The sequence below is a fragment of the Sorangiineae bacterium MSr11954 genome (assembly GCA_037157815.1).
GTDB classification, from domain to species: Bacteria; Myxococcota_A; Polyangia; order Polyangiales; family Polyangiaceae; genus Pendulispora; species Pendulispora albinea.
In genome coordinates this window covers 6,324,547-6,350,816 of the sequence record CP089984.1, presented here as the reverse complement: position 1 = coordinate 6,350,816, position 26,270 = coordinate 6,324,547, and the positions used below count along the sequence as shown (strand labels likewise).

25 protein-coding genes are annotated in these 26,270 nt (G+C 66.1%); 21 read left to right on the top strand and 4 right to left on the bottom strand.

The genetic code is table 11. The annotated features are described in order from the left end of the window. The first annotated feature begins 5 nt into the window (after positions 1-5). From LZC94_24440 to LZC94_24350, 19 genes are all read left to right on the top strand, one after another. A complete protein-coding gene (locus LZC94_24440; GenBank protein ID WXB11022.1) occupies positions 6-479 on the top strand; it encodes a hypothetical protein in 474 nt (157 codons plus the stop codon). 400 nt (positions 480-879) lie between these two features. Further along, on the top strand, positions 880-2,073 hold the full coding sequence (locus LZC94_24435; protein ID WXB11021.1) for a hypothetical protein: 1,194 nt from the start codon (positions 880-882) through the stop codon (positions 2,071-2,073). 167 nt (positions 2,074-2,240) lie between these two features. Next, complete coding sequence (locus tag LZC94_24430; GenBank protein WXB11020.1) at positions 2,241-4,040, top strand: MYXO-CTERM sorting domain-containing protein; 1,800 nt, start codon at positions 2,241-2,243, stop codon at positions 4,038-4,040. Between the two features lies 1 nt (position 4,041). Further along, positions 4,042-5,022 carry a hypothetical protein gene (locus tag LZC94_24425; protein ID WXB11019.1) on the top strand — a complete coding sequence of 327 codons (981 nt, stop codon included), beginning with the start codon at positions 4,042-4,044 and terminating at the stop codon, positions 5,020-5,022. A gap of 280 nt (positions 5,023-5,302) precedes the next feature. Beyond that, positions 5,303-5,854: a c-type cytochrome gene (locus LZC94_24420; protein ID WXB11018.1), complete on the top strand. Its 552-nt coding sequence runs from the start codon at positions 5,303-5,305 to the stop codon at positions 5,852-5,854. Positions 5,855-5,936: 82 nt separating this feature from the next. Beyond that, positions 5,937-7,208, top strand: coding sequence for an energy-coupling factor transporter transmembrane protein EcfT (locus LZC94_24415; protein ID WXB11017.1), 1,272 nt, complete (start codon positions 5,937-5,939; stop codon positions 7,206-7,208). Then, on the top strand, positions 7,205-8,119 hold the full coding sequence (locus LZC94_24410; protein WXB11016.1) for a hypothetical protein: 915 nt from the start codon (positions 7,205-7,207) through the stop codon (positions 8,117-8,119). The genes LZC94_24415 and LZC94_24410 overlap by 4 nt, the downstream gene beginning before the upstream one ends. Then, a complete protein-coding gene (locus LZC94_24405) occupies positions 8,116-8,922 on the top strand; it encodes a hypothetical protein (protein WXB11015.1) in 807 nt (268 codons plus the stop codon). Before LZC94_24410 ends, LZC94_24405 begins: the two co-directional genes overlap by 4 nt. Positions 8,923-8,983: 61 nt before the next feature. Then, positions 8,984-9,847 (top strand): molybdate ABC transporter substrate-binding protein, encoded by an 864-nt coding sequence (gene modA, locus LZC94_24400; protein WXB11014.1) that lies wholly within the window; start codon positions 8,984-8,986, stop codon positions 9,845-9,847. A gap of 6 nt (positions 9,848-9,853) precedes the next feature. Further along, positions 9,854-10,507 carry a molybdate ABC transporter permease subunit gene (modB, locus tag LZC94_24395; protein ID WXB11013.1) on the top strand — a complete coding sequence of 218 codons (654 nt, stop codon included), beginning with the start codon at positions 9,854-9,856 and terminating at the stop codon, positions 10,505-10,507. Further along, the gene (locus tag LZC94_24390) at positions 10,504-11,226 is read left to right on the top strand and encodes an ATP-binding cassette domain-containing protein (GenBank protein ID WXB11012.1); all 723 of its coding nucleotides are present in this window, start codon (positions 10,504-10,506) and stop codon (positions 11,224-11,226) included. Before modB ends, LZC94_24390 begins: the two co-directional genes overlap by 4 nt. Positions 11,227-11,264: 38 nt before the next feature. Then, positions 11,265-12,209, top strand: coding sequence for a ribose-phosphate pyrophosphokinase (locus LZC94_24385; protein WXB11011.1), 945 nt, complete (start codon positions 11,265-11,267; stop codon positions 12,207-12,209). A 171-nt stretch (positions 12,210-12,380) separates the two neighbouring features. Continuing rightward, the gene (locus LZC94_24380; GenBank protein WXB11010.1) at positions 12,381-13,118 is read left to right on the top strand and encodes a 50S ribosomal protein L25; all 738 of its coding nucleotides are present in this window, start codon (positions 12,381-12,383) and stop codon (positions 13,116-13,118) included. Between the two features lie 29 nt (positions 13,119-13,147). After that, complete coding sequence (gene pth / locus LZC94_24375) at positions 13,148-13,711, top strand: aminoacyl-tRNA hydrolase (GenBank protein ID WXB11009.1); 564 nt, start codon at positions 13,148-13,150, stop codon at positions 13,709-13,711. A 114-nt stretch (positions 13,712-13,825) separates the two neighbouring features. Continuing rightward, positions 13,826-14,401: a 30S ribosomal protein S6 gene (rpsF, locus tag LZC94_24370; protein WXB11008.1), complete on the top strand. Its 576-nt coding sequence runs from the start codon at positions 13,826-13,828 to the stop codon at positions 14,399-14,401. 3 nt (positions 14,402-14,404) lie between these two features. Then, entirely contained in the window at positions 14,405-14,692 is a 288-nt protein-coding gene (gene rpsR, locus LZC94_24365; GenBank protein ID WXB11007.1) for a 30S ribosomal protein S18, read from the top strand. Positions 14,693-14,718: 26 nt separating this feature from the next. Next, complete coding sequence (rplI, locus tag LZC94_24360) at positions 14,719-15,174, top strand: 50S ribosomal protein L9 (protein ID WXB11006.1); 456 nt, start codon at positions 14,719-14,721, stop codon at positions 15,172-15,174. A 153-nt stretch (positions 15,175-15,327) separates the two neighbouring features. Then, a complete protein-coding gene (gene dnaB / locus LZC94_24355; protein WXB11005.1) occupies positions 15,328-16,794 on the top strand; it encodes a replicative DNA helicase in 1,467 nt (488 codons plus the stop codon). Between the two features lie 185 nt (positions 16,795-16,979). Then, positions 16,980-18,134: an ArsA family ATPase gene (locus LZC94_24350; protein ID WXB11004.1), complete on the top strand. Its 1,155-nt coding sequence runs from the start codon at positions 16,980-16,982 to the stop codon at positions 18,132-18,134. Positions 18,135-18,154: 20 nt separating this feature from the next. Here the strand turns inward: LZC94_24350 and LZC94_24345 are convergent, their stop codons facing one another. Then, entirely contained in the window at positions 18,155-19,087 is a 933-nt protein-coding gene (locus LZC94_24345) for a LysR substrate-binding domain-containing protein (GenBank protein ID WXB11003.1), read from the bottom strand. A gap of 108 nt (positions 19,088-19,195) precedes the next feature. Between LZC94_24345 and LZC94_24340 the strand changes: the two genes are divergently transcribed. Next, complete coding sequence (locus LZC94_24340) at positions 19,196-20,314, top strand: cyclase family protein (protein ID WXB11002.1); 1,119 nt, start codon at positions 19,196-19,198, stop codon at positions 20,312-20,314. Positions 20,315-20,374: 60 nt separating this feature from the next. On the opposite strand, the gene LZC94_24335 is transcribed toward LZC94_24340, so the two are convergent. The 3 genes from LZC94_24335 to era form a co-directional block, all read right to left on the bottom strand. Next, positions 20,375-20,611, bottom strand: coding sequence for a YdeI/OmpD-associated family protein (locus LZC94_24335; GenBank protein ID WXB11001.1), 237 nt, complete (start codon positions 20,609-20,611; stop codon positions 20,375-20,377). Between the two features lie 200 nt (positions 20,612-20,811). Further along, on the bottom strand, positions 20,812-22,236 hold the full coding sequence (gene der / locus LZC94_24330) for a ribosome biogenesis GTPase Der (GenBank protein ID WXB11000.1): 1,425 nt from the start codon (positions 22,234-22,236) through the stop codon (positions 20,812-20,814). Beyond that, a complete protein-coding gene (gene era, locus LZC94_24325; GenBank protein ID WXB10999.1) occupies positions 22,233-23,192 on the bottom strand; it encodes a GTPase Era in 960 nt (319 codons plus the stop codon). Before era ends, der begins: the two co-directional genes overlap by 4 nt. Positions 23,193-23,273: 81 nt before the next feature. On the opposite strand from era, the gene LZC94_24320 reads away from it, so the two are divergent. Next, positions 23,274-26,210 (top strand): glycosyltransferase family 39 protein, encoded by a 2,937-nt coding sequence (locus LZC94_24320; GenBank protein WXB10998.1) that lies wholly within the window; start codon positions 23,274-23,276, stop codon positions 26,208-26,210. The last annotated feature ends 60 nt before the right edge of the window (positions 26,211-26,270 follow it).

The window sequence follows — 26,270 nt, the reverse complement described above, 5'->3', positions numbered from 1 at the left end:
CCACCATGGAAAAGCGCGTACTATTTCCCCTGGTTTTTGCGGCCCTCGCGGCCGCAGGTTTGGGCGTCGCGGCCTGCGCAGGCGCGGACGAGCCCTCGGGTAGCGATAACAAAGGAGTAGGTACGAAGGATGGGGGAACGGCCGATCCGCCGAACGGAAATGGGAACGGAAACGGAAACGGCGATGGGAACGGCGACAATGGCGGCGACCCGGATCCCGGAGACGGCGGGGGTGGATCAACCGACGCAGGGGCCGACAGCGGACCCCGCGGGGATGCGGGCGGCGCTGGAGGTTTCGGACAGGCCTGCACGAAGGCCACGACCCCCCAAGAACCCGGCGATTGCGCCGCGAAGCTCGCGTGCGTCCGCTTCAATCAAAAGGGCCTGCGCTGCACGCGCGCCTGCAAACCGGCCACCGCCGCCACCGATTGCCCGGAGACGAAGCGGTGCGGTGGCAATGGATATTGCGCCGTTCCGTAAGTGAGCCCCGACCGGCTCAGTGCCGGATCACCCACGCTCCATCAGGCCAATTGCTATCGACCGGTAATCCGGTCTCTTCACCTCAGCCCGTGCATCTCCTCTCCCAATCAGGCGATCCACGGGCTTTCCTGTGTTCGGTAAATTGTATGCATAATGCACTCAATACAATCATTGGAATCTTCCACTCCGCGCGCCCGCACCATCCGACCTGGGGAGAGCTCGGACCAGGACCTGGATCTTGTTACACCGATGTTCCAGGGTATCGAGCCTTGGGCTGTCCGAAGAACGCGCGGGGTTAAACGGATGTTAATGCAGAAAACCCCGACAATTTCCCGGCCGCGGGCCATGTAACAACGTCGGCACATCACGTGCAAAGCGGGGTTGCAGAGGCGACACCCCGATGATCCGGCCGCACATCACATGGCTCTCGTTGGCGCTCGTTGCGAGCGCGATGGCACTCGGCGGCTGCTCCAAGCGCTCGCACGCCAAGGCGCGCGCGAACACCCAGCCCGTCTCCGCCCCTGCCGCGAGCGAGCAAGACGCGCAAGAAGCTCGAGCGCCGGCGCAGCAGCATGGCTCGCGCAAGATGAAGAACGTCGATGTCCCCGTGTGGCTCGACGGAAAACAGATTTCGGTGATGCGCTATGGGGAGCTGCCCTCCACGGTGATCCCCCGCACGTCGTCCGAATACCCCAGCGCGGGGGCCCGCTTCTACCGCATCGACGAATATTTGAAGGCCGTGGGGGTCCCGCTGGAGCGCGTTCGCTCGGTTCATATGCTGGGCAATCGCAACAAGATCGGCAGCATCGAGGGCGACGAGCTTCGCGCGCAAAAGGAGCGCTTCGTCTTCGATTTCATGACCGAGACCTCCGGCATCGCCAAAATCCGCTGGTCGACCACGGGCCTCAAGAATGGCTACATCATCCACGAGATCCGCGGGCTCTCCGTTTATGTCGACAAGCCGAGCCCGGCCATCGACCCCAAATTCGTTTGCCATCTGCTCCCCGGCGCGGCCACCGCCGCCGCCGCGCCCCCCACCGGTGACGAGCCCAAGACCCTCGAGGATTTGTGCGCCGCCGAGGATCCGTACGCGAACGGGGAGCGGGCCAAGGGCACGCGCATTTACGTGGACGGCAAGCTGGCCGGCTACGTGAAGCGGCGGGCGATCGCCAATTCGGTGGTCATCGGCAAAAATGACGGCGGGGATTATCTTTATTCGCTTACGAAATTCATGGCTTCAATCGGAGTGGACGTGGCCTCTGCACGTTCCGTCGAGCTGGTATCGGGAGACGACTTAATTGTTCGCGCATCGCGCGCGGACTGGATGAAAAACGACAAGGACCTCTTCTTTACTTTGCCCAAGCATCAACACGGCCGCGTGCGCGTTCATATCCCTGCCGCACTCCAAGTCCAGGGGGAGGAGCCCGTAACGAGCTGCGATTCGACGGTGACCGCAGTTCTCGTTCACAAACGCACGCCTGCCAGCACGCACCAAGTCGTGCCCGTAGTCGATGATCCGCCGGAAGACGGCGCGGTGGCCGCACGAGATAATCATCAAAACGAAGCGCCCGGAAGCGGCGAGCGCGAAAACTGAACGCGCGACTCCGGCCGGGCCGGAGGAGCGCAGAAACCCAAGGGAACGAAGTTCGGCCCCGCGTTTTTTACGGGGCGTGGTCGAGCCATGTGGAGGATGTTATGTCGATAAAAAGCTCTCGTGTTGGTGCAGGCGCCGTCTTTACCCTCGCAATGGTTGCTTCGGGTGTGGCAGTGGCCGATGAGACCGGGGGACCGGCGGTCCTTCTGCGCACGGCGCAGATGACGGTGAAGGAGTCTGCTGCCGGAAAAATCGGAAAGCAAACCGGTGCAGGCGTCATGGATACGAGCGTCGCGGCCGACGCCAACGGCAATATCTTCATGACGTGGACCGACTCGGTCAAACCCAACGGCCAGACCGGCGTCCAGGGGGCGATCTCGATCGCGCAGCTCACGGAGAGCGGCCTCCAGGTGACGGTGCCGCCGAAGGCGCTGCCCGCCCTCAACGGCGAGCGCACGCACATGCGCCCGCTGGCGGCCATCGGTGACAACTTCCTCATCGACATCTTCGCGTCCGAGGACAACGGCAACAACAACAACAACCCGCAGGCCGTGGCTTGGGTGTTCGACAAGCAGGGGAACATGCTGAACATCAGCAACACCACCCGCGGGAACAACAAAGAGAAACCCACGAACCTCATCAAGCTCGGCGGCGGCGACGACCAGCAGTACGGTCCGCACAGCATCTGCCCCCTCGGCAAAGACGGCAACGGCGAGTCCTTCCTCGTCGGCGTTCAGCGCAACAACCAGAACGCCTACGTCATGAAGGTCAAGGTCGAGATGCAAAACAACGCCGCCAAGGTGACCGTTCCGTACCTCACCAAGGTCGTGAACGAGGCGCAGCACAGCCGCCCGCAGGTGGAGTGCGAGCCGCCGGGGGTCGCGGTCAAGCGCCGCACGCGCGTGATCACCACCGTGGAGGCGAACAACCAGCCCGCCGACATCGGCGTTCGGGCCGTCCTCTTCGACGTGGACACCGGCAAGGCCGTCAAGAGCAAGCTGATCGCCGCGTCGGCGCCGCGCCAGAACATGTACGCGGTGCAGCCCTCGGTCGCCTTCGTGAGCGAGGACGTCGTCGCCATCCAGTGGCAGAAGAGCGCCAACGCGCGCCGCACGCGCGTCAAGGGCAACGGGCACACGGGCGGTGAGAACCTCTCGATGCTCACGACCCTGAAGGTGAGCTCGGGCGGCGACGCCTTCACGAAGCTCGACGAGGCCTCGCGCGTCGCCCCCTACCAGCGCCACGCGCACGCCATCGGCTCGCTCTACGGCGGCGGCGCGGGTACGCCCGCGGTGGCCGTCATGGGCGGCTCGTCCAGCGGCACGGGCCCCGGCCGCGTGCAGATGATCCCGGTCGACCCGGTCACCGGCAAGATCAGCACCCTCGATCCGTACAAGATGTACGAAGTCTCCACGACCTCGGACGTCGCCAACCTCCCGGCGCGCGGCAAGCGCAACCCGCAGGATCAGGGCGCGGGCTTCATCAACGGCATCGGCGGTCTGAAGAACCCCGGCTTCGGCAAGCCCAATGGCTTCATGCCCGAGGTCGCGAGCTTCACCATGTCGGCCATCCCCGGTCTGAAGGACCTGGCCACGGCGACCAAGGACAGCCGCCACAGCATGTTCCTCACCTTGGTCCCCTCGACCTGGCAAGAGGGCATCAAGACCACCCCGGGTCGCGCGACCTCGATCTCCGACATCAAGAACGGCCCGTCGCCGACGGTCGTCGTGCCGCCCCCGCCGGTCGGCCAGTCGCCCGATGGTACGGATCCCTTCGGCAACGGCCCCGGCAACGATCCCGGCAACAACAGCGGCGGCCTGGGTGACGATGGCGAGGGCGGTGACATGAACGCCGGCGCGGGTGGTTGCTCGGTGGGCGCTACGAACACGACGCCGGCCGGTGTCGGAGCATTGCTCGCTGGCATGCTCGCTGCACTGACCGTCGTCCGTCGCAAGAGGGAGTCTTGATATGAATCGACACCTGTTCTCGGCCTTGGCCGCCGCAGTCCTCGCCGCCGCTTGCTCGCAAGGGCCGACGTCGGGGCTCGGGGGCGATAACGGTGACTCCTCGGGAGGCGATGGCACCCAAGGAGGCGATGGAACCGGAGACGGCACCGGAAACGGCAATGGGAACGGCAACGGCAATGGGAACGGAGGGGGAGGCACCAACAACCCCCCTCCGCCCCCAGCGACGGGGCCGGGCAGCAAGAACTCGGAGGGACGCAAGTTCTTCGTCGAGAAGGTGTTTCCGGCGATCCCCAGGTGCGTGGAGTGCCACGCCAATGGAACCGCGGGCGCACCGAAATTCCTGGCCACCGATGCGGATACGTCTTACCAGGGGATCAGCGTGCGCGGTCTGATCCAGACCAACAGCCTTTTCCTCACGAAGGGCACGCACTCGGGCGGCTCCGCTCCTGCGCTCGACGCGAACCAGTCGAAGCTCGTGCAAGACTGGCTCGCCATCGAAGCCAAGGAGCGCGCCGGGCAAGGGGCACCCGTCAACATCCTCGCAAAGATGGGCGACTGCCTCGACGAAACGAAGTTCAACGCCATTGGCTTCCAGAATCTCCGAACGATCCCGCGCCAAGGCGAGAACCCGAACACGTGCACCGGCTGCCGCGACGCCGCTTGCCGCACGTGCCACACCAACGGTGACGGCGGCTTCTACATGGCCGTGGGGAGCAATCTCGACAAAGAGACCTTCCCGCAGACCAAGACCCCGAAGTTCATCGTCAAGTACCTCGGCTTGAATGGCACGCAGCCCGTGGCATCCAACGCCATCATGGCCAAGCAAGAGGCCGTCCTCGCCGGCAAGCCGTACAAGGATCACCCGGCGTACCGGATGAACGACACCATGAAGGCGAGCTTGGACGCCTTCGTGCAAGACGCGATTACCAAGTACAACAACAAGCAGTGCGGCCAGGCAACACCGCCGCCCGCGACGCCCTGAGTCGATTGCCCCGTACCCGTGCCCGTGCCCGAAGCCTTCGGGTGGGAGATCGGGCACGTGTACGGGGACGGGCACGGGCAGCAGCGAGAGATAAAACCGCCAGGACGCTAGGATCGCCAGCTTCGAAGTTTGAAATCCCCAGGGGTCCTAATTTCGAGCTTCGACGTGTTGGCGTCCCTGGCGTCCTGGCGGTTTTATCCCTCGCGCGATGGCTCGTTGGGGCCGCTCCCGAGCACGGGATTTTCGAAGTTGCAGGACGGCGAAACAAGGGATGGACCCCATGAGAATGCCGAATACATGGATGGGAGGGCGGGCCGTGGTGCTCGCGATCGTCGCGGCCACCGTTTTGGGGTGTGCGAGCAAGGCTGGTTCGTCCGAAGGCGGCGGCGGTGGTAAGAAAGGTGGCGGCGGTGGCGGCGGTACGAGCACACCGGCCAAGGATGCCAAGGCCATGGTGCCCGACGATGGCTCGGCCGGCGCCAAGGCGATCAACGCGCGCGGGTGCGGCAACTGCCACAACGAAGGGGATAGCCCGCTGGCGGGGAGGACGAGCAAGCTGGGGGACTACGCGGCCAATGTCGAGCTTTACGCGCCGAACCTCTCGAGCGATCCCGAAACGGGTTTGGGGAACTGGACCGACGGGCAGCTTAGGCTCGCCATCCGCGACGGCATCGACTTCGATAGCTCCAACCTCTGCCCCCAGATGAAGCACTACCGAAGCATGCCCGACGAGGAGGTCGACGCCATCATCGCGTATTTGCGAAAGCTACCGGCCGTCAAGAAGAACATCCCCCGATGCGTCTGCCCGCCGCTAAAGTACAAAGGCGATTGAGCGAGCCGCGCGACCGAAACTGCTTCAAGATGAAGCCGGCGCAGCTCCCCACATGCACCCGGCCGATCCTCACCAACATGCCATGAAGCGCCCCCTCGATCCACGCCTTCGCGTGCTTTACCTCGCGGTGCTCGCCCTCGGGGCGTTTGCCGTCAAGGGCCTGGTCTGGCTCGCGCTCCTCGCGGGCTCGCAGGCCGTGCTGTGGCTCGTGGTCGGCCTGCCGCCGCGGCGTTTGCTGCGCCAGGTGACCAAGCTTTGGGGCTTTGCGCTGTTCATCCTCCTATCCTATGCGCTGACCTCCGAGGACCCCGCGACCGACGCGTGGGTCCATGTTCCCATTTTGGGCTACCAGCTCGCGCTCAACGCGACCGGCGTCGCCGTGGGCGCGGCCATGTTGCTCCGGGTCGTCGCCGTCATTCTGGCGTCGCAGGTGGCGCGCGCGGGGGATGAGCGTGCGATCGCGGCGGGGCTCGGGAAGCTGGGGTTGAAGAAGACGATTGCGGCGTCCATCGATGCGGTGCTGGCGTTGTTGGGGGATCGTGTTGGGGGCGGGGGCGGCGGCGGTGGCGGAGGGGGAAGAGGTCGGGGCGGTGGTGGCGGAGGGGGAGGCGGAGGTCGACGGTCGGGCGCCGGTGCCGGGCTTGCGGGCGCAGGGGCTGGGGGAGAGGGTGGGGGGATTCGGGGTTTTTTGGCGACGGTGAAGAGCATTGGGCGGGGCGATGTCGGGCCCATTGCGGAGAGGATCGAGCGGCAGATTCGGAGGGTGGAGGAGCATGCGCCCAGAACGAAGAAGGGCGACGGCGACGTGGCGGTGATCGCGGGGATTGCCTTGACCATGTTGGGGATCAAGGCGCTCAAGATTTTGCCGAGCATTCCCTTTGCGCCGGGGCACAAGTTGGTAATTTTGACGCCGCTCTACATTGCGGCGACGGTGCTCTCGCGGTCCCGGTTCGGTGCGACCATGACGGGGCTCACCATGGGGACGGTCGCGTTCTTGCTAGGTGATGGGCGCTATGGGGTCTTCGAGATCATCAAGCATGTCACACCGGGCATCCTATGCGACGCGTTGGTGCCGTTGGTGATGCGCGCCCGCGAGCCGGGAAGGCTCGTGTGGTCGATCCTGGGGGGCGCGATTGGGGCGGGGCGGTTTGCGACGATTTTTATCGTGACCTTGACGGTGCAGGCGCCTGCGGTGGCGTATGCGATGCTGGTGCCGGGCTTTCTGGTGCACACCAGCTTTGGGGTTTTATCCGGATATGTGAGCTTTCATCTCGTGGCGGCGCTCGAACGTTTGCGATCGGCGCGAAATGGAGAGGATGACATCGTGGCAAGCGCAGAGGAGCGACTCCTATGACCAGCAAGAGCAGAATCGAGATTGGTGACGGCCGCACGCATATCGTGTCCAAGTTGATGCGCCAATCGTTGGTGGATCGCCGCACGGTGGCCACCACCGCCTCCGAGCACGAGTTTCAAATCCTCCCCGATGTCACGTTGGTGAGCCTCGGCGGTCACTCCATCTTCGATCGCGGCAAGGAGGCGCTCGTCCCCCTCGCGGCGGAGCTCGCGGAGATTCGTTATCACCACAAGATCGTGCTGGGCGTGGGCGGCGGAACGCGGGTACGGCACACGGTGGCCATCGCGCTCGATCTTGGCCTCCCCACGGGAGGTATCGCGCAGCTGGTGGGCGCCATGGAGGAGGCGAACGCCGTGTTCCTGAATGCGCTCCTGGCCAAGCATGGCTCCATCGTGATGCAGCGCGAGCACTTCTGGGAGCTGCCGCTGTACCTCGAGAGCGGCATGCTCCCCATCGTCATCTCCACCCCGCCGTACCACTTCTGGGAGCCGCCCCCCGAGGACGGCCCGCTCCCCGCGCACGGCTCCGACTTTGGTCTCTTCATCCACGCCGAGGTGCTCGGCATGCAGAACCTCATCTTCGTAAAGGACGAAGATGGACTCTACGATCGCGATCCCAAGAAGGACAAGGGCGCGAAGCTCATTCCCCGCATCACCCTGCCGGAGCTCCTGAAGAAGATGCCCGAGGACCTCATCCTCGACCGCCAGCTCTTCGAAGCATGGCGCACGGCGCGTCACATCCGGCGGGTGCAAATCATCAACGGCCTGCGGCGCGGCGAGCTCGCGCGCGCCCTCGCCGGCGAAGACGTGGGGACGGTGATCGTGAAGACGGACGCCCCGGCGAAGAGCAAAAGCAGCGACACCCACGACACCCACGAGACCGAGAATGCCGAAAAGGTGAACCCACGATGAGCCTCGAACGCCGCACCATCGAATCCCCGCTCGCCAACTCGACCTTGACCCACTCGCAGGCGTCCACGTTCTCGTACGATCCCGTCGCCCTCATGCCCGACGTGAAGGTGCTCAAGGTCGGCGGACAATCGGTGATGGACCGGGGCCGCGCCGCGCTCTTTCCCATTTTGGACGAGCTCGCGGCCGCCAAGGACAAATACAAGCTCCTCCTCTGCTGCGGCGGCGGCACCCGCGCGCGCCACGTCTATGCGGTCGCCTCGGATCTGGAGCTCCCCACCGGGCTCCTGGCGGCGCTCGGCGGCTATGTTCCCCGGCAGAACGCGCGCATGCTGCAGATGCTGCTCGCCCGTCACGGCGGCATCTTCATGCTCCACGACGACTTCGAGAAGCTCCCGCTCTATTTCCGGCTCGGGTGCATCCCCATCATGACCGGCATGCCGCCCTTCGGGTACTGGGAGAAGCCCACCGAAAACGGTCGCATCCCCCAACACCGCACCGACGCCGGCGTCTTTCTCTCGGCCGAGGTCCTCGGGGTCAAGCGCGCCATCTTCATCAAGGACGAGGACGGCCTCTACACCGACGATCCGAAGAAGAACCCGTCGGCCACGCACATCCCCAAGATCGGCGCCCGCGAGCTGCTCAAACGCGATCTGGTGGACCTGGTGCTCGAGCGCGTGGTGATCGAATATCTGACCCGCGCGCGATTTTGCCACGAGCTGCAGATCGTCAATGGCCTCACCCGCGGTATGGTGACGCGTGCTCTGGAGGGAGAGGATGTCGGCACAATCATCTACAAGGACTAACGTCTTCGGAGGCATCCCAGCGTTCGCGTCTGTCGCGTCTGTCGCGTCTGTCGCGAGCCTGGTGGCCATCGCGAGCCTGGCCGCCCTCGGCCTAGGTTGCCAAGGGAAGCCGGCCGGCGCCAAGCAGGATGCGTCCGAGCAGGCTTCGTCCTCCGCCATGGGCACCGAGCGCCCGCTGAAGGTGGCCGCGGCCGCCGACCTTGCGCGCGCGTTCGAAGAGGTGGGGAAGGGGTACGAGGGCAAGACGGGCAAGAAGGTCGTCTTCTCCTTTGGCTCCTCGGGGCTCCTGGCCAAGCAGATCGCCCAGGGCGCACCGTTCGACGTCTTCGCGTCCGCGAACCAGTCGTTCGCGGACGAGGCCATCAAGAGCGGCGCGTGCTTCGAGGAGGGCCAGGCCCTCTATGCGCGCGGCCGCCTCGTGGTCTGGACCAAGAAGGGCAAAAACGACAAGGGCGAGAAGAACGACGGCGCCGGGGCCCCGCAGTCGCTCGCCGACTTGAAGGATCCCCGCTTCGCGAAGGTGGCCATCGCCAACCCCGAGCATGCGCCGTACGGGCGCGCGGCCAAGGAGGCCCTCACGGCGGTGGGGGCTTGGGACGCGGTGTCCAAGAAGGTCGTCTACGGCGAGAACATCCAGCAGACGTTCCAGTTCGTCCAGAGCGGCAACGCCGAGGCGGCGGTGGTGGCGCTCTCGCTCGCCATCGCCACCGACGAAGGGGACTACGTGCTGGTCGACCCCAAGCTGCACGCGCCCCTCGATCAGAAGATCGTCGTCTGCAAAGGGGGCTCGCAGGAGGACGGTGCGCCGCGAAAGCATGCGCGCGCCTTCGCCGCCTATGTGAACTCGGAGGAAGGCCGGGCCATCATGCGACGCTTCGGGTTCCTGCTCCCGGGCGAATCGCTCACCCCGCCCCCCGGTCACTGAGCCGGAGTGAGCCCGCTCGCCCTTTCGCTCTTCGTCGCCACCGTCTCCACCCTCGTGGCGGCGGTGGCCGGCTTGGCGATCGCGGCCCTCTTGGCGACCCGCCGCTTTCCCGGGCGCGCGCTGCTCGACGTGATCATCACCTTGCCGATGGTCATGCCGCCCACGGTGCTCGGCTACTATCTGCTCGTGCTCCTCGGACGAAAGAGCGCCATCGGCCACGTGTACGAGACGCTCACCGGCTCCAGCATCGTCTTTACGCGCACGGGGGCCGTCTGCGCCGCCGCGGTGGGCGCGCTCCCCATCGTGGTCAAATCCGGCCGCGCCGCCCTGGAGGAGATCGACCCGCGCCTGATCTTCGCCGCCCGCACCTTGGGGGCCTCCCCCTGGCGCGCGTTTTTCACGGTGCGGCTGCCGCTGGCGGCGCGCGGGATCATCGCCGCGTCGATGCTCGCCTTTGCGAGGGCGCTGGGCGACTTCGGGGTCACCTTGATGGTCGCCGGAAATATCCCGGGCGAGACGCAGACCGCCTCCCTGGCCATCTTCGACGCCATCCTCGCGCAGCGCGACGACGATGCCTTTGCGCTGGTGGTGGTGCTCACCTTGGTCGCCACCGCCGTGCTCTACTCCGTGAACAAGCTCACGGAGAGGCACCGCACGTGACCCACTCGGTCCCCGAGCCCGCGAGCGCGGGCGCGAGCCTCACGGTGAGCCTGGCCATCCAGCGCGGCGCCTTCCACTTGGACGTGGCCTTCGAGGCGCCGCCGGGGATCACCATCTTGTTCGGCCCGTCAGGCTCCGGCAAAAGCACCGTCCTGGCGGCCATCGCGGGGCTCCTTCGCCCGGACCGCGGACGCGTCGCCCTTGGCACCGACGTGTGGCTCGATTCGACCCAGCGGATCGACCGCCCCGTTCACCTGCGGAGGGTCGCCTTCGTCTTTCAGTCGCTGGCCTTGTTTCCGCACATGAGCGCGGTGGGCAACGTGGTCTACGGCATGGACCGGACGCTCGCGCGCGAGGTTCAGCGCACGAAGGCCCGGGAGCTCCTCGCGCGCTTTCACGTGGCGCACCTCGAGAACCGCCGCCCGTCCACGTATTCGGGCGGGGAGGCGCAGCGGGTGGCCCTGGCGCGCGCCTTTGCGATGGCGCCCCGGGTGGTGCTCCTGGACGAGCCGTTCTCGGCGATGGACCGAGACCTGCGAGAGTCGCTTTGTGCCGACGTGCGTGCCTCGGCATCCGAGCTGGGGGTGCCATTCATCCATGTGACACACCACCGGCAGGAGGTGCGCCTGCTCGCGGACCGTGTCATTTACATCGATAACGGACGGCGGGTTGCGGGGTCGGACGAGCCTTACGTTGACATGTGGGGATCTGGCAGCTAGACCACGCGCTTCTGATTCCGACCTAGCGGGGTTTTCACATGTTCAAGAAGGTCTGTCTCTTCGCGGGGAACGCGAACCCCGAGCTCGCTGGCTCGATTGCGAGTTACCTGGAAACGCCGCTGTCCAAGGTAAAAATCACGCGTTTCAGCGACAACGAGTCGTTCTGCGAGATCAACGAGAACGTGCGCGGGGTCGACGCGTTCGTGATTCAGCCCACCTCGAGCCCCGTCAACGACAACGTGATGGAGCTCCTCATCATGTGCGACGCCCTCCGTCGCGCCTCCGCGGGCTCGATCACGGCCGTCATCCCGTACTACGGCTACGGGCGTCAGGACCGCAAGGTCGCACCGCGCACCCCCATCACGTCGAAGCTCGTGGCCGACTTGATCCAGGTGTCGGGCGTGACCCGCGTGGTCTCGGTCGACCTGCACGCCGGGCAAATCCAAGGCTTTTTCAACATTCCGTTCGACCACCTCTACGCCATGCCGGTGATGCTCGAGGACTACCTGAGGAAGAGCTTCGACTCCTCCGCGGTCTTCGTCTCCCCCGACTCGGGCGGCGTGGAGCGCGCCCGCGCCTACTCCAAGCGCCTCAACGCCAGCCTGGCCATCGTCGACAAGCGCCGCGAGCGGGCCAATGTCAGCGAGGTGATGCACCTCATCGGCGACGTGAAGGACAAGGAGTGCATCATCATCGACGACATGATCGACACCGCCGGCACCCTCTGCGGCGCCGCCCGCGCGCTGGTCAACCACGGCGCGACCAAGGTCGTTGCCTGCGCAACACACGGCGTCTTCTCGGGCCCCGCCATCAAGCGCATCAGCGAATCGCCCATCACGGAGGTCATCGTCACCGACTCCATCCCGCTGTCGGCCGAGGCCAAGCAGTGCGCGAAGATCCGCCAGGTCAGCATCGCGCGCCTTCTGGGCGAGGCCATCAAGCGCATCCACAGCTCCGACTCGGTCAGCTCGTTGTTCGCGTAGTGTCGTGTCGTACCGCGTGACCCGTGCGACGGCCCCGCGCCTGCCTACTGACCCCAAATTCAGTCATTTGACCTTTTTGCTACCTGCAAGCCCCGCTTTCTGCTAAAGGCACCGCCTCTTAGCGGCATCCAAAGCGAGCCAGCCGAGACATTCCAGGAGACACGTACGATCATGAGCGCGGCCACCACCTCCAGTTCCTCCGCTTCCACCGGTTCGGCGATTGCCCAGCTCTCCGTTTCGGCACGCCTTGCTGCGGGCAAGGGAGAAGCGAAGCGCTTGCGCAAGAGCGGTCAGATCCCGGCGATCGCATACGGCAAGACGCTCGCGTCCACGCCGATCGCGGTCGCGCCGAAAGAAGTGATCACCATCTTGAAGAGCGAGCACGGAAAAAACTCCGTCATCCGTGTTCAGCTGAGCGGCGCCGAGCGCCTCGTCATGATCCGCGACTACTCGTACCACCCGGTTCGCCGTGAGCTCGAGCACGTCGACTTCGTCGAGGTGAAGCTCGACGAGGAGATCGACGTCGAGATCCCGCTCATCGCCACCGGCAAGGCCGAAGGCGTCGTCAAAGGCGGCCTCCTTCGCCAGGTTTACCGCACCTTGCCCGTGCGCTGCCGTCCGGACCGCATCCCGCTGAAGATCGAGGTCGACGTCACCCCGCTCGAGCTCAATGGCCATATCTTCACGCAGCACCTGAAGCTCGACGAGGGCGTCAGCGTCCGTCTCCCCGCGGAGCAAACGCTCATCGCCGTCGTCGCCCCCGAGAAGGATCGCTCGGCCGACGAAGCCGCCGCCGCCCCGGGCGCCGCCGCTGCCCCGGCCGCCGCTGCCGCGGGTGGCAAGGCCGCCGCCGCACCCGCCAAGGATGCGAAGGCCGCCGCACCGGCCAAAGACGCGAAGAAGAAGTAAGTCGAGACCTTCGAGAAGCAGCGTCGGATGTGAAGCTCGTCGTCGGCCTCGGCAACCCGGGGAAAAAATACGAAGACACCCGCCACAACATCGGGTTCATGGTCGCCGATGCGATTCATCGCGCCGGCACGTTCCCCGAGTGGCGGGAGAAGTTCTCCGGCGTCTTCACCAAGGGAGCGCACAACGCGCTCCTCAAGCCGCAGACCTTCATGAACCTGTCGGGCGACAGCGTTCAGCCGTGCGCCGCCTTTCTCAAGGTCGAGCCCGCCGATATCATCGTCGTCCACGACGAGCTGGATCTGCCCTACGGCGATACGCGCGTAAAATTCGGTGGTGGCCACGCGGGCCACAACGGGCTGCGGAGCATCATCCAGCGCCTTGGAACGCCGGATTTCGTGCGGGTGCGCGTGGGCATCGGGCGGCCGCCGCCCGGCTTCCGGGGCGATGTCGCCGATTATGTGCTGACCGGCTTCGACCCGGTGGAGCGTGCCGAGCTGCCCGATGTGGTGAATGGGGCGGTGACGGCGGCGCACTCCGTGGTGATGAACGGCGTGAGCGCGGCCATGAATGCCGTGAACGTCCGAAAAAAATAGAGCACGCAGGGTGCGGACTGTGCTACACAGCCCGCCCTCATCCCCGCGGACTCCGCGGGTTCCCCTTGCTCCCGGTCGCAACGCCGGGGGCCTAACGCCCAAAAGGAGAGGTCGATGGCAGCTGCCACCACCACCCAAGCACTGAAGTCGAAGGAGTACGAGACCATCTACATCCTTCGTGGCGATGTCGATCCCGACACCGCGGAGAAGGTTCAGAACCGCGTCGCCGAAGTCGTCTCGCGCGAAGCCGGCAAGCTCACCAAGGTCGAGGCCTGGGGCCGCCGCCGCCTCGCGTACCCCGTCGCCAAGAACAAAAAAGGCGTCTACGTCTATGTGAAGTACGTGGGGCGTGGCGGGCTGGTGAACGAGCTCGAGCGCAACCTGAAGCTGCAGGACGCCGTCCTCAAGTTCCAGACGGTCCTCGTCAAGGAAGACGTCGACGAAGCGGCGATCACCATCGATCCCGAGGAAGTGAAGCTGGCTCGCCTCGAGCTCCCGGCCGAGGAAGAAGAGAAAGAGTCGCGCGAGCGCGCCCTCGGTCTGGTCGATCTCGGACCCGAAGCCTCCCACCGCGGCCGCGAAGATCGCGACACCGAGCGCGACGAGGATTTCGGTGACGAGGAAGCCCCCGAGAGCGGTGCGGCCAAGGGCGCAGCTGGCGGTGGTGAAAGCAACGGAGAGGAGGCTTGATCCATGGCCATGCTGGATGACGACAAGGATTTTGGACGTACCCCGGATCTGAACCAGGATGCCCCCGGCCGCCGCCGCACTGGCAAGAAGCGCGTTTGCAAGTTCTGCGCGGAGAAGGTCACGGTCATCGACTACAAGGACCCGCAGGCGCTCCGTTACTTCATCTCCGACCGCGGCAAGGTCGTTCCCCGCCGCATCAGCGGTAACTGCGCGCTGCACCAGCGCAAGGTCACCCAGGCGATCAAACGCGCGCGCAACATCGCGCTCTTGCCCTTCACCGTCACGGCCTGACGGCAGCAAGGCTAGGGAGAGCAATCATGCCCGCCACGATTCAAGTCATTCTGCAGCAAGATGTTCCGAACGTCGGATCCTCGGGTGAGCTGGTCAAGGTTCGCCCCGGGTTCGCGCGCAACTACCTCCTCCCGCGCCAGCTGGCCGTCCCGGCCACCATCGCGCAGGTGCACCGCGTGGAGCACGAGAAGGCCGTGGCCCTCGCCAAGGCCGAGAAGCTGAAGAAGGAGAGCCGCGAGCTCGCCCAGAAGCTCTCGGCGCTCCAGATCACCATCGCCCGCGCGGTGGGCGAGGACGACAAGCTCTTTGGATCCGTCACCGCCAAGGAAATCCACGCGGCGGTGGAGGCCCAGGGCATCACCTTCGACCGCAAGAAGATGCAGCTCGCCGAGCCGCTCAAGCAGCTCGGGGCCGTCGAAATCCCCGTGAAGCTCCTGTCGGACGTCGTCGCGACCCTCAAGGTCGAAGTCGTCAAGAAGTAGCAACGCGCGATCGGCTCCGCCGGGCACCCGGATCCTCGGGTGCCCGCGCTGGCAGAGGTGCTACAGTTGCTTCATCATCGAACCTCGGTTGCGCGCCTGCGCGGCCGAGGTTTCGTGCTTTCTGGAGGATAAGCTGTGGAAAAGGCGTGGGCAATGCGGGGGAAGAAGGAGGTTCACGAGCCCCCCACCATCGATGGCCGGGTTCCGCCGCACGACCTCGACGCCGAGGCGGCCGTTCTCTCGGCGGTGCTCATCGACAGCATGGCGCTCGACCGCGTCCTGGAGTTCCTCAAGCCGGAGCACTACTACTCCGAGGCGCACCGGCGCATTTACGAGGCGTGCATCGAGCTTCGCCAGAATGGGCAGCCGGTCGACATCGTGCAGGTCGGCAGCTGGCTCAAAAACCGCGATCGCATCCAGCAGATCGGCGGCATGGCGTACCTCACGGAGATTTTGAACTGCGCCCCCGCGGTGGCCAACATCGCGGCCTACGGCAAGACCATCCACGAGAAGTGGCGCGTTCGCCAGCTGATCGCCACCTGCCAGCGGGTCGCCGCCCAGGGCTACATCGACTACGGCGACGCGCAGCAGTACATCGATGGCGCCGAGCAATCGGTCTACGAGCTGAGTCGAACCTCCGAGTCGAGCAGCGTCGAAAAGCTGATCAGCGTCATGAAGAAGTCGTTCAAGCAGCTGACCGACGCCATGCAACGCGGCGATCGGATCACCGGCATTTCGACGGGCTTCACCCGCTACGATCGCCTCACCGCCGGCCTGCACCCGGGCGACTTGACCATCGTCGCCGCCCGCCCCGGCATGGGCAAGACCAGCTTCGTCCTCAATGTCGCCGTCAACGCCGCGAGCCCCAAAGGCCGCGAGCTCGAGAACGATCCAAACCAGCGCTGGGAGCAAGAAGGGGCAGGGGTGGCCGTCTTCTCCTTGGAAATGCCGCGCGAGCAGCTGGCCAATCGTATGGTGTGCTCCGAGGGCAAGGTCGACGTCAGCAAGGTGCGCTCGGGCTTCCTCGGGCAGCAAGACTGGAACCGCCTGACCCAGGCGGCCGCCTTCCTCGGCAGCCTGCCCATCTGGATCGACGACTCGCCGTCGTTGAGCATCCTCGAGCTGCGCGCCAAGGTGCGCCGCCTCCAAGCCGAGTACGATCGCGATCCCGACGACAACGGACGCGGCGCGCGCAAGATCGGCCTGGTGGTCATCGACTACTTGCAGCTCATGAAGGGCCGCGATGGCGTGAGCTCGCGCGAGCAGGAAATCAGCGAAATTTCCCGAGGGCTCAAGGGGCTCGCCAAGGAGCTCAAGGTGCCGGTCATCGCCCTGTCCCAGCTCAATCGCGCGGTGGAGACGCGCAGTGAGAAGTCCAAGCGCCCCCAGATCAGCGACCTGCGCGAGTCGGGCGCCATCGAGCAGGACGCCGACAACATCTGCTTCATCTACCGCGACGACTACTACAACAAAGAGGGCTCCACCGAGCCCAAGGTGGCCGAGCTCATCATCGCCAAGCAACGAAACGGCCCCACGGGAACCGTGAAGGTCCGCTTCGACCACGAGTACACCCGCTTCGACAACCTCGCCGAGGGCGAATACGAAGACGAGCCGGGGTAGAAAAGGCTCTGCCCCGTGCCCGCGCCGGTCTCCGTTCCCGCGCTTCCCTGCCGATTTCGGGCGCGCGTACGGGGACGGGAACGTGTACGGGACGAGAAAAGGGAACGTGTGCGGGAAAGAGCTCCGGTGCGACGTTTCGAGCACAATTTTGCATCCTGTGGTAAGGAGTGAAGCTCCTTTCGCCCATGCCTTCGTCCCTCGAGACCATCGTCGACACGCGCCGCGTGATCATCACGGTGGGGGCCGGTGGAGTCGGTAAAACGACGACTTCCGCGGCGCTCGGTGTGGCCGCCGCCCAGCGTGGCAAGCGCGTCCTCTGCATGACCATCGATCCGGCCAAGCGCTTGGCCGAGAGCTTGGGCATCGAGCGGATGAACACCGAGGCGATGGAGATCGACCCGAAGCTATTCCAGCGGGCGGGCGCGCCGCTCACCGGATCGCTCACGGTGATGATGGTCGACACCAAGCGCACCTTCGACGAGCTCGTGATCAAGTACTCGTCGAGCCCCGAGAGCGCCAAGCGGCTCCTGGAGAACAAGCTTTACCAGTACGTCTCCACGTCCCTGGCCGGCACGCAGGAGTACATGGCGATGGAGAAGCTCATCGCCGTGAAGAACGACCCGCGCTACGACGTGGTCTTCCTCGACACGCCCCCCACGGCCAACGCGCTGGACTTCCTCGATGCCCCCGGCCGGCTCGTCGACGCGCTCGACTCGGCCGCGATGAAGTGGTTCATCGACGCCTTTCAGTCCACCGGCAAGCTGTCGCTCAACATCCTCGCCCGCTCGGCCTCCGTGGTGCTCCGCGCCATCGGAAAGATCACCGGCGGCAGCTTTCTCCAAGACGTGGCGCAGTTCATCACCGAGCTCAATGATCTCTTCGGCGGCTTCAAAGAGCGCGCGGCCCGCGTGCAGGAGACGCTTCGGGGCACCGACGTGGCCTTCGTGCTGGTCACGTCGCCCGCGCCCATGAGCATCAAAGAGGTCCTCTACTTTTCGGACCGGCTGGAGCAGCACCATATGCCGCGCGGCGCGCTGGTGGTGAACCGCTACCGGGTCCCGCCGCCGTTCGCGGCCGAGGCGCCGATCCCTATTTCGGTCTCGGCCGCCGCCGTGGCCATGCACAAGCTCACCCTCGACGAAGACGCGCCCGAGCGCCTGTCGCGCGCCCACTACGATGCCGTCAAGCTGGCAGCCCTCGATGCGCACCACATCCGCGCGCTCGAGACGAGGCTCCCGGCCGACGTCCCCGTCGTCAAAGTGCCCGAGCTGGCGTCCGACGTGCACGATGTGAAGCTCCTGTCGGATCTCGCGCGAACCTTGCTGCAAGGTGGCATCTAGCCCCGCAGCGTGAACCGCCATCAGCCGCGCGCGCGCCGTTTTTTCTCCGTGCGCTCCGCGGGGCGGTCGGCGAGCCGCTCGACCAGAAAGTCGACGAACGCGCGAATCTTCGGGGAGCCTTGGCGGCTGTGCGCATAGACGGCGTGCGCCGTGGCGCCGATCGGGCGATGGGTTGGCAGCAGCTCGACCAACGCTCCCGCGCGCAGCTCGTCCCCCACCACGAACTCGGGGATGATGGCGATGCCGCTCCCGGCGAGCAGCATGGCGCGGATGACGATGCTGTTGTTGGCGATGAAGCACCCGTTCACGTGCACCTTCTGCAAGGCGCCGTCGGGCGCTTCGAACGCCCATTCGTGCGGTGTCGCGTGCAGGCTGTAAATGAGGCAATCGTGCTCATCGAGCGCGCGCAGCGAACTCGGAGCCCCGCGCTTGGCGATGTACGCGGGCGCGGCGCAGAGAACGCGGCGCCCGGTGAAGAGCTTGCGCGCGGCCAGGCGGCTATCGGGGAGCTGGGCCGCGATGCGCACGGCCACGTCGAACGCCTCGTCGATCAGATCGACCACGCGATCGGTGAGCACCAAGTCGAGCGTTACATCGGGATACCGGCTCGAAAACTCGGGCAAGCGGGGCGCCAAATGCAAAATGCCGAAGGACATGGGGGCGGTCACCCGTAAGGTGCCGCGCGGGGCGTCGCGCAGCGCGCTCACCGATTCCTCGGCGCGGCCGACGTCGTCGAGGATCTCGGCGCACTGCCGGTAATAGATTTGCCCGCTCTCCGTCAGACTCAAGCTGCGCGTGGTTCGCCGCAGGAGCTGCGCGCCAAGGTGCTTCTCGAGCTCAGAGACGTGTTTGCTCACCCAGGCCGTGGAGATGTTCAGCTTCTTCGAGGCGCGCGCGAAGCTCTCCGCTTCCACCACCGCGCGGAAGACCCGCATCGACCGAAACAAATCCATGCATTCCTCGACGATTCGGAAACGAAGAGTTACCCATCTGCGCGCTTATCAAGCGTCCCCCATCGGAGCAAAGTTTTGCACCTCCGAACAACGAAAGAAGGAAGACGCTTGAATCCTCGAATTTTGCGCATCACCGCTCGCCTCGCCATCGCCACGACCCTCGGCATCGCCGGCGCCACCGCCGCCGCGTGCGCCCCCGCTGCGCCGCCCGCGAGCCCGGACACGGCGCATGGTACGTCGCCTGCGGAAGGCACGGTCTCGAACGTGCCGACCACCGCCGCCAACGCATCGGGCGCGCGCCCCGGCGGATCCGAAGTGGTGGGAAAGAGCCCGTGGGGACCCAACGACGAAATCGGTACCCTCAACATGATGACCTCGGAGAGCCGCGCGGCCATCCTCGCCCGCGCCGACGCGCGCAAGATGTACGATCTGTCGACCGAGTATTTCGTCGGCATGCCGAGCTGGTACCTCCTCGGCGATCCGCGCTACCAATTTTGGCTGACGCACACCCCGCGCGGAACCGGGGTGGACGATCCCGTCAAGGTCGGCCCCGCGCAAAACGACAAAGTCTCGTACACCGGCGATGCGGTCTCGATGTACACGCACACCGGTACGCATATCGATGCGCTCAACCACTTTGGGTTGAACGGCGAAGTCTGGAACGGCTTCAAGGCCGACAAAGAGCTGGGCGACCAAGGCTGGCGCCGCACCGGCGTGGAAAAGTTTCCGCCCATCGTCGCGCGCGGGGTGCTCATCGACGTGGCCAAGCTCAAAGGCGTCTCGGTGCTCCCCGACTCGTACGGCATCACCACCGCCGATCTGAAGGCGGCCCTGGCGCGTGAAAACGTCGCGTTGAACCCGGGCGACGTGGTGATGATCCGCGGTGGCCGCATGACCAACTGGCCCGACGGCGACAAGTACGTCCTGAACCAGCCGGGCCTCGCGCTCGACGCCGCGCACTGGCTCGCCGAGGATCAGCGGGTCATGGTCATCGGCGGCGACAACTTGAGCCTCGAGCACTTTCCGGTGGAGCGCAAGGACAACTGGATCCCGGTGCACACCTACCTGCTCGCGCAGCGCGGGATCCCCATCGTCGAAGTGGTCAACCTCGACGAGCTGTCGCGCGACCGCGTCTACGAGTTTGCCTTCGTGGCCGCGTCCTTGCGCTTTCGCGGCGCCTCGGCGGCTCCCTTTCGCCCGATTGCATTTCCGCTGCGGCGGCCGTAGCCGCTGCGGCGGCCGTAGCCGTAGCCGTTGCGCCGGCCGTAGCCGCTGCGCCGCCGCCTCTCAGCCGCGCGGCCTCCACGCCATGTTCATATAGACATTGCCTAGGTCGAGCTCGTCCAGCATTTGCGCGAGCCGCTTTTGCCGCGTAGCTTCCAGCTTGGCGCGGGTGATCCAACCGATGTAGTCGTTCTGCTGGTACGCCGGGCGGCTTCGGTAGGCCGGCATCAGCCCGCGCCCGGCCAGCTCCTTCTTGATGAAGAGGGGCATGGGGTGCACGTCCCGCTGAAGGCGGGACATGTCCGGTTTACGGGCTTTCGAAGCGGGAGCCGCCTTCGACGGAGCCGCCTTCGACGGAGCCGCCTTCGACGGAGCCGCTTTGGACGGAGCCGCTTTGGACGGAGCCGCTTTGGACGGAGCTTTCGAGCGAGCAGACGTTTTCGCGTTGGGCATACGAACCCTCCACTGTGCGGAGATCCGCGCCAAATGGCAATGCGCGGCTATTCGCGCGCCTCTTCCTCGCCTTTGGCGCGTTTGCGCTTGGCCTTGTAGAATACACGTACCGGAACGCCTTCGAACCCGAAGCTCTTTCGCAGCTGGTTGATGACGAAGCGCCGATACGAGAAGTGCACGGCGTCCGGCGCGTTGGTGATGATGACGAAGGTGGGCGGCGCCGTCTCCGCTTGGGTGATGTAATAGAGGCGCGGCGCTTTGCCCCCGCTGGTGGGCGGCGGGCGCGTCTCCAGCACCGAGGCGAAGAAGCGGTTCAACTCGCCGGTGGAGACGCGCTTGGTGAACGCCTCTTTCACCCGGTCGATGGTCGCAAAGAGCTCGTTCACCCCGCGGCCGTTCTTGGCGCTGATGCGCACGACGGGCGCGTAGGGCGCGAACGCCAGCTTCTCGCGCGCGCGCTCCTCGACGCCGTCCATGTCCTTCTTGCCCACCAGATCGCTCTTGTTCAGCGCGATCACCATGGCGCGGGCGCGCTCCTCGGCCAGGCCCAGGATCTTGGCGTCTTGCTCGGCCACGCCCTCGCTCGAGTCGCACAAGAGCACCGCCACCTGCGAGCGCTCGATGCTGCGGATGGCATGGAGCACGCTCACCGCCTCCACCGTGCTCTCCGCCTTGGCGACCTTGCCCTTGCGGCGGATGCCCGCCGTGTCGATGAACACGTAGCGCCGATCGCTGCGCTCGACCAACGCATCGATGGCGTCGCGCGTGGTGCCCGGCTCCGGGCTCACCAGCATGCGCTCCTCGCCCACGATCCGGTTGAGCAAGCTCGATTTGCCCGCGTTCGGCCTCCCCACGATGGCCACGCGCGTAAGGCCCTCGTCCTCGAAGGGCTCCGTGTCCTCCTCGATGGGGAACGCGTTCACCACCGCGTTCTCCAGATCGCCGATGCCGCGCCCGTGCAGGGAGCTCACGGGGTACACGGTCTCCACGCCCTCGCGGTAAAGCTCGAAGGCGTCGGCGTCGACCTTGGCCGAGTCGGCCTTGTTGGCCGCGAAGAAGACCGGCTTCTTCGACGCGCGGAGCAGCTTGATGGCCGCCTTGTCCGCGTTGGTGAGCGAGGTGGTCGCGTCCGTGAGGAAGACGATGACGTCGGCCTCCTCGATGGCGAGCTTCACGTGGTGCGCGATGCCGGCGCGCATCGGATCGGTGTCCTCGGGGTCGAAGCCGCCGGTGTCGACCAAGCTGTAACGGCGCCCGAAGGCCGATGTGTCGGCGTAGTGGCGATCGCGCGTGACACCCGGCTCGTCGTGGACGATGGCGATGCGGCGGCGCGCCAGGCGGTTGAACAAAGTCGATTTGCCGACGTTCGGCCTCCCGACGATGGCCACGATGGGCAGCCCCGAGAGCCCAGCGGGCAGCGGGTTCTTGCTCTTGGTCTGGGGGCCTTCTGTCGCTTTACGGTGTTTCGTCATCGAGGATCCTCTGAATCTCGTCCGCGCTCCGGCGCTGTCGTATCGGCCCCGCCGATGTAGCCCATTTCCCGAAGCCCGCGATCGGACTCGTACCAGCCGGGGGTGACCCGCACCCAAATGGCGAGGTGCACCTGCCGCCCCATCAGCGCCTCGACCCGGGCGCGCGCCCGCGAGCCCACCTCCTTGAGCACCGCGCCTTGCTTGCCCACCAGGATCTTTTTGTGCCCCTCGCGGTCGACGTGCACCGAGAGCTCGATCTTGGGGACCTTCCCCGACTCGTCGAAGCGGTCCACCACCACCGCCACCCCGTGCGGCACCTCTTCGCGCGTGGCGCGCAGGATCTGCTCGCGCACGAACTCGGCGACCAGGAACCGCAGCGGCCGATCGGTGAGCGTATCGGCCTCGTAGAGCGGCTGGTCCTCCGGCAAGAGCTTCTTGACCTCGGACAGCACCCGCTCGAGCCCATCGTGCTTCTTGGCGCTGATGGGGACGAGCGCGGCGAAGGGAAATGCCTCCGCGTAGGCCTGAAGCACGGCGATCAGGGCCGACTTGTCGGCGACCCGGTCGACCTTGTTGATGACCAGCACCACCGGCGTCTTGGGGGACGCGTCCCGAATCTGCCCCAGCAGGGCCGCGTCGAAGCGCCCGACCCCGGGCGCCGGCTCCACCCCGACCGAGGTGACGAACACGACGACGTCCGCGTCGCGGGCCGCCTCCCGCGCCTCGTGGTTCATGCGCGCGCCCAGCTTCGATTTTGCCGCGTGCAGCCCCGGTGTATCGAGAAAGACGAACTGCGCATCCGGCTGGGTGAGCACGCCCAGGATCCGGTCGCGCGTGGTTTGCGGGTGGTGGCTGACGATGGCGATGCGCTCGCCGAGCATGGCGTTGAGCAAGGTGCTCTTGCCGACATTGGGCCGTCCGACGAGGGCTACGGTCCCGACACGAAGATGGGGCATTGGTCTGCTTTTGGAGGAAAGAGGCGGCGCACCCTATCACGGTTGCGCCCCGCTACCCACCCAGGCTACAGCCATTTGCGAATGCCGCCCTCGTTACCGCCCGATCCCGTGGCCGATGCCGCACCCGCGCCCGATCCCGTGGCCGATGCCGCGCCTGCGTCCGATCCCGTGGCCGGCGCCGGCGCGGCGCCTCCGTCCGAGCTCGCGCGCCCCGCTGCCTCGGAGCCTGCGCCCGCGTCCGCATCCGTATCAGCGCCCGCATCGGGATTTGGGGGCCCCCCCTGGCTGACGACGGCCTTGGCGGTTGTGTTGCCGGCCATCATCTTGCTGCTCCTTCCGCCTCTTTCGCGGAGCGGGCTCTGGGATCCGTACGAGCTCAACATCGCGGACTTGGGCCGCCGGCTCTCGCTCAATTTGTTTCAGGCAGGGGCGCTGGCCCTATCGGGCGCCGACAACTCGATGCCCCACCTGAACGATCTGGGACGGCCCGAGCTGCCGTTCACCTCGATCGCGCTGGGCTTCAAGCTTTTCGGCCTGCACGAGTGGTCCGGCCGGCTGCCGCTGGCACTTTGGGGCATGGGCGGCGCCCTCGCGCTCTACGCGGCCGTCGCGCGCTTGGTCGACAAGCGCGCCGCGCTCTATTCGACCTTGGCCCTTTGCACGATGCCGCTCTTCTTCGTTCAAGCGCGCTCGATGCTCGGCGACATCGTGACCATGAGCGGCGTCTCCATGGCGCTGTCCGGCCTCTCCGTGTTCGTCTTCGACCGCCGCGAGCCCTCGCCCCACGCCACGCGTGCGCGCATGGCGTTCCTCGCGCTGGGCGCGGCCGGCCTGATCGTGGGCTATTACAGCCGCGGCGCGCTTTTGGGCTTGGGCGTGCCGCTCGGCACCATCGGCGGCGCATGGATCCTCACCTTGGCGGCGGGCCGTCACCAAGGCATCGATCGACTGGGCGACCTCGCGGGCGTCCTCGCGCTCGCGGGCCTCCTCTACGCGGCCCTCTCCGCGGTGAAGGCGCTCGAGGCCGGCGATACCAAGAACCTGAGCATGGCGCTGGGCGCGATGATCCGCACGCCCGCGCGCTATCCGACCTTCGACGTCCTCATCGGACACCTCGGGCACGGCCTCGCGCCGTGGAGCGCCTTCATTCCATTCGCCATCGGCCGCCTCTTCATTGCGCCTGCATCGAACGGAAAGGAAGCCGACGCCTACGCGCGCGATCGCGAAAGCTACTTCCGCGCCGTGGTGCTGGTGGGCGCGGCGGTGGCCTTCACCGTGCACGGCTTCTTGGCGGTCAAGACGGAGCTCATCGCGTTCTCGGGGCCGGCCATTTTGGCGGCGGCGTGCGGCATCGCCATCCGCGACTTCGAGCGCGGCGCGCACGCGTCCATCGCGCTGGGCGTGGGAACGGCCGTGCTGCTCGGTGTCTTTCACCACGACTTCCACGAGCTGCCCGAGAAGGCGTACCAGGCCTTTGCCGTAACGGGTGCGAGCTTTCCGGAGAGCTTCAAGGAGCACGCGCTCGCCCTCTGGACGGTGGCGTTGGTCGGGTTTGCGGGCTTGGCGCTCCTCTCGTGGGCCGAGCACGACTCCAAGCGGCGGCCGTTCGACGTCGACAACTACCTCCGCATCCTCGACGCACTGCGCGACGCGTGGGATGGCCTTCTGGCGCTCGTCTACTTTGCGCTGGTGGCGGGGGCTTCGCTCGCGGGCCTCGCCATTTGGGTGGGCTCCCGCCTCCACGCCAAGTGGCTCCCGACCATCTCCATGCAAGTGCGTGAGGGGGCGCTGAACGCCTGGTGGGTGACGGCCCTCGTTCCGCTGGTCGCCATCTTCGGCCTCTTTTTCGCGTCCGACCTCTGGCTCTGGGCCTTCGGGCGCGCGGGGAGCCTGTCCTGGGGCTCGTTCACCCGCGGCTTCGAGCCGCTGGAGGAGCTGTTCGTCCGCATCAAGGAGGAGAAGGACCGCACCAAGCGCTTCGGGCTCCTGTTCGTCCTCCTCCCCTTGATGATCCTGGCGGCGCCGGTCGCGGTCTTCGGCGTCCTTCTGTCGCAGCATCTGCGGCTGCCGGTGGTGGTCGCGCTGGCGCTGCCGGCGGGGGTGGCGCTCTTCTTGGTTCTGGGGCTGCTCGGCGAGCTTTTGCGCGGCCGTCGCGCGGCGGGCTTCGTGTTCCTCGGCACGATCCTGGGTGTGGTGCTCTCGGGCGCGTACTACCCGGCCCTCGCCAACCAGCTCTCGCCCAAGGAGGTCTTCGAGAGCTACGAGCGTACGCACGAGCGCGGCGAGCCGCTTGCGCTCTTTGGGGTAGGGGGACGCACGGCCGCGTACTATGCCGGCGGCGAGCCCCCGTCGTTTGCCGATGCCCAAAGCGCCTACCAATGGCTGGTCTCTGGCTCGGAGGGCCGGCGTTTTCTGGCCATGCGCGCCGACGAGCTCTCGCGGCTCAATCAGATTTACCGCGAGCGGGTGAGCCCGCGGCAGAACCTTCCCGTGCTCGACGCGCGCTCCAGTCAGATCCTCCTGGTGTCCTCGCGCCTTTTGGGCTCGGAGAAGAACCAGAACCCGCTCGACAAGATGCTGCTCGCGGCCCCGCCCGCGCCGCAGCACCCGCTCGACGTGAACATGGACGACAAGCTCGCGGTGCTCGGCTTCGATCTGATCGACAAGAACGGCGATCCGGTCAAAGTCGTCGCTCCGGGCCGCAAATATCGGATGCGGACGTATTACAAAGTCCTGGGGCCGGTGACCACGGAGTGGGAAGCCTTCATCCACATCGACGGCTACCGCCGCCGCCACAACGGCGATCACAAACCCATGGAGGGCAAGTATCCCTTCTCGTTGTGGCTTCGGGACGATCTGCTGGTCGACGACTACGAGTTCTCGCTCGAGCCGAATTTCTCGCCCGGTACGTACACGATCTACTTCGGCCTTTTCGTGGGCGATACCAGACTCAAGATCAAGAGCGGTCCGAGCGACGGCGACAATCGCATCAACGGTGGCCCCCTCGTCGTCCAATGATCGCTGGGGTGACCAGCGCAAAACGGGGTGGATCGCGACTCACTCGATCTTTTCCTCCGC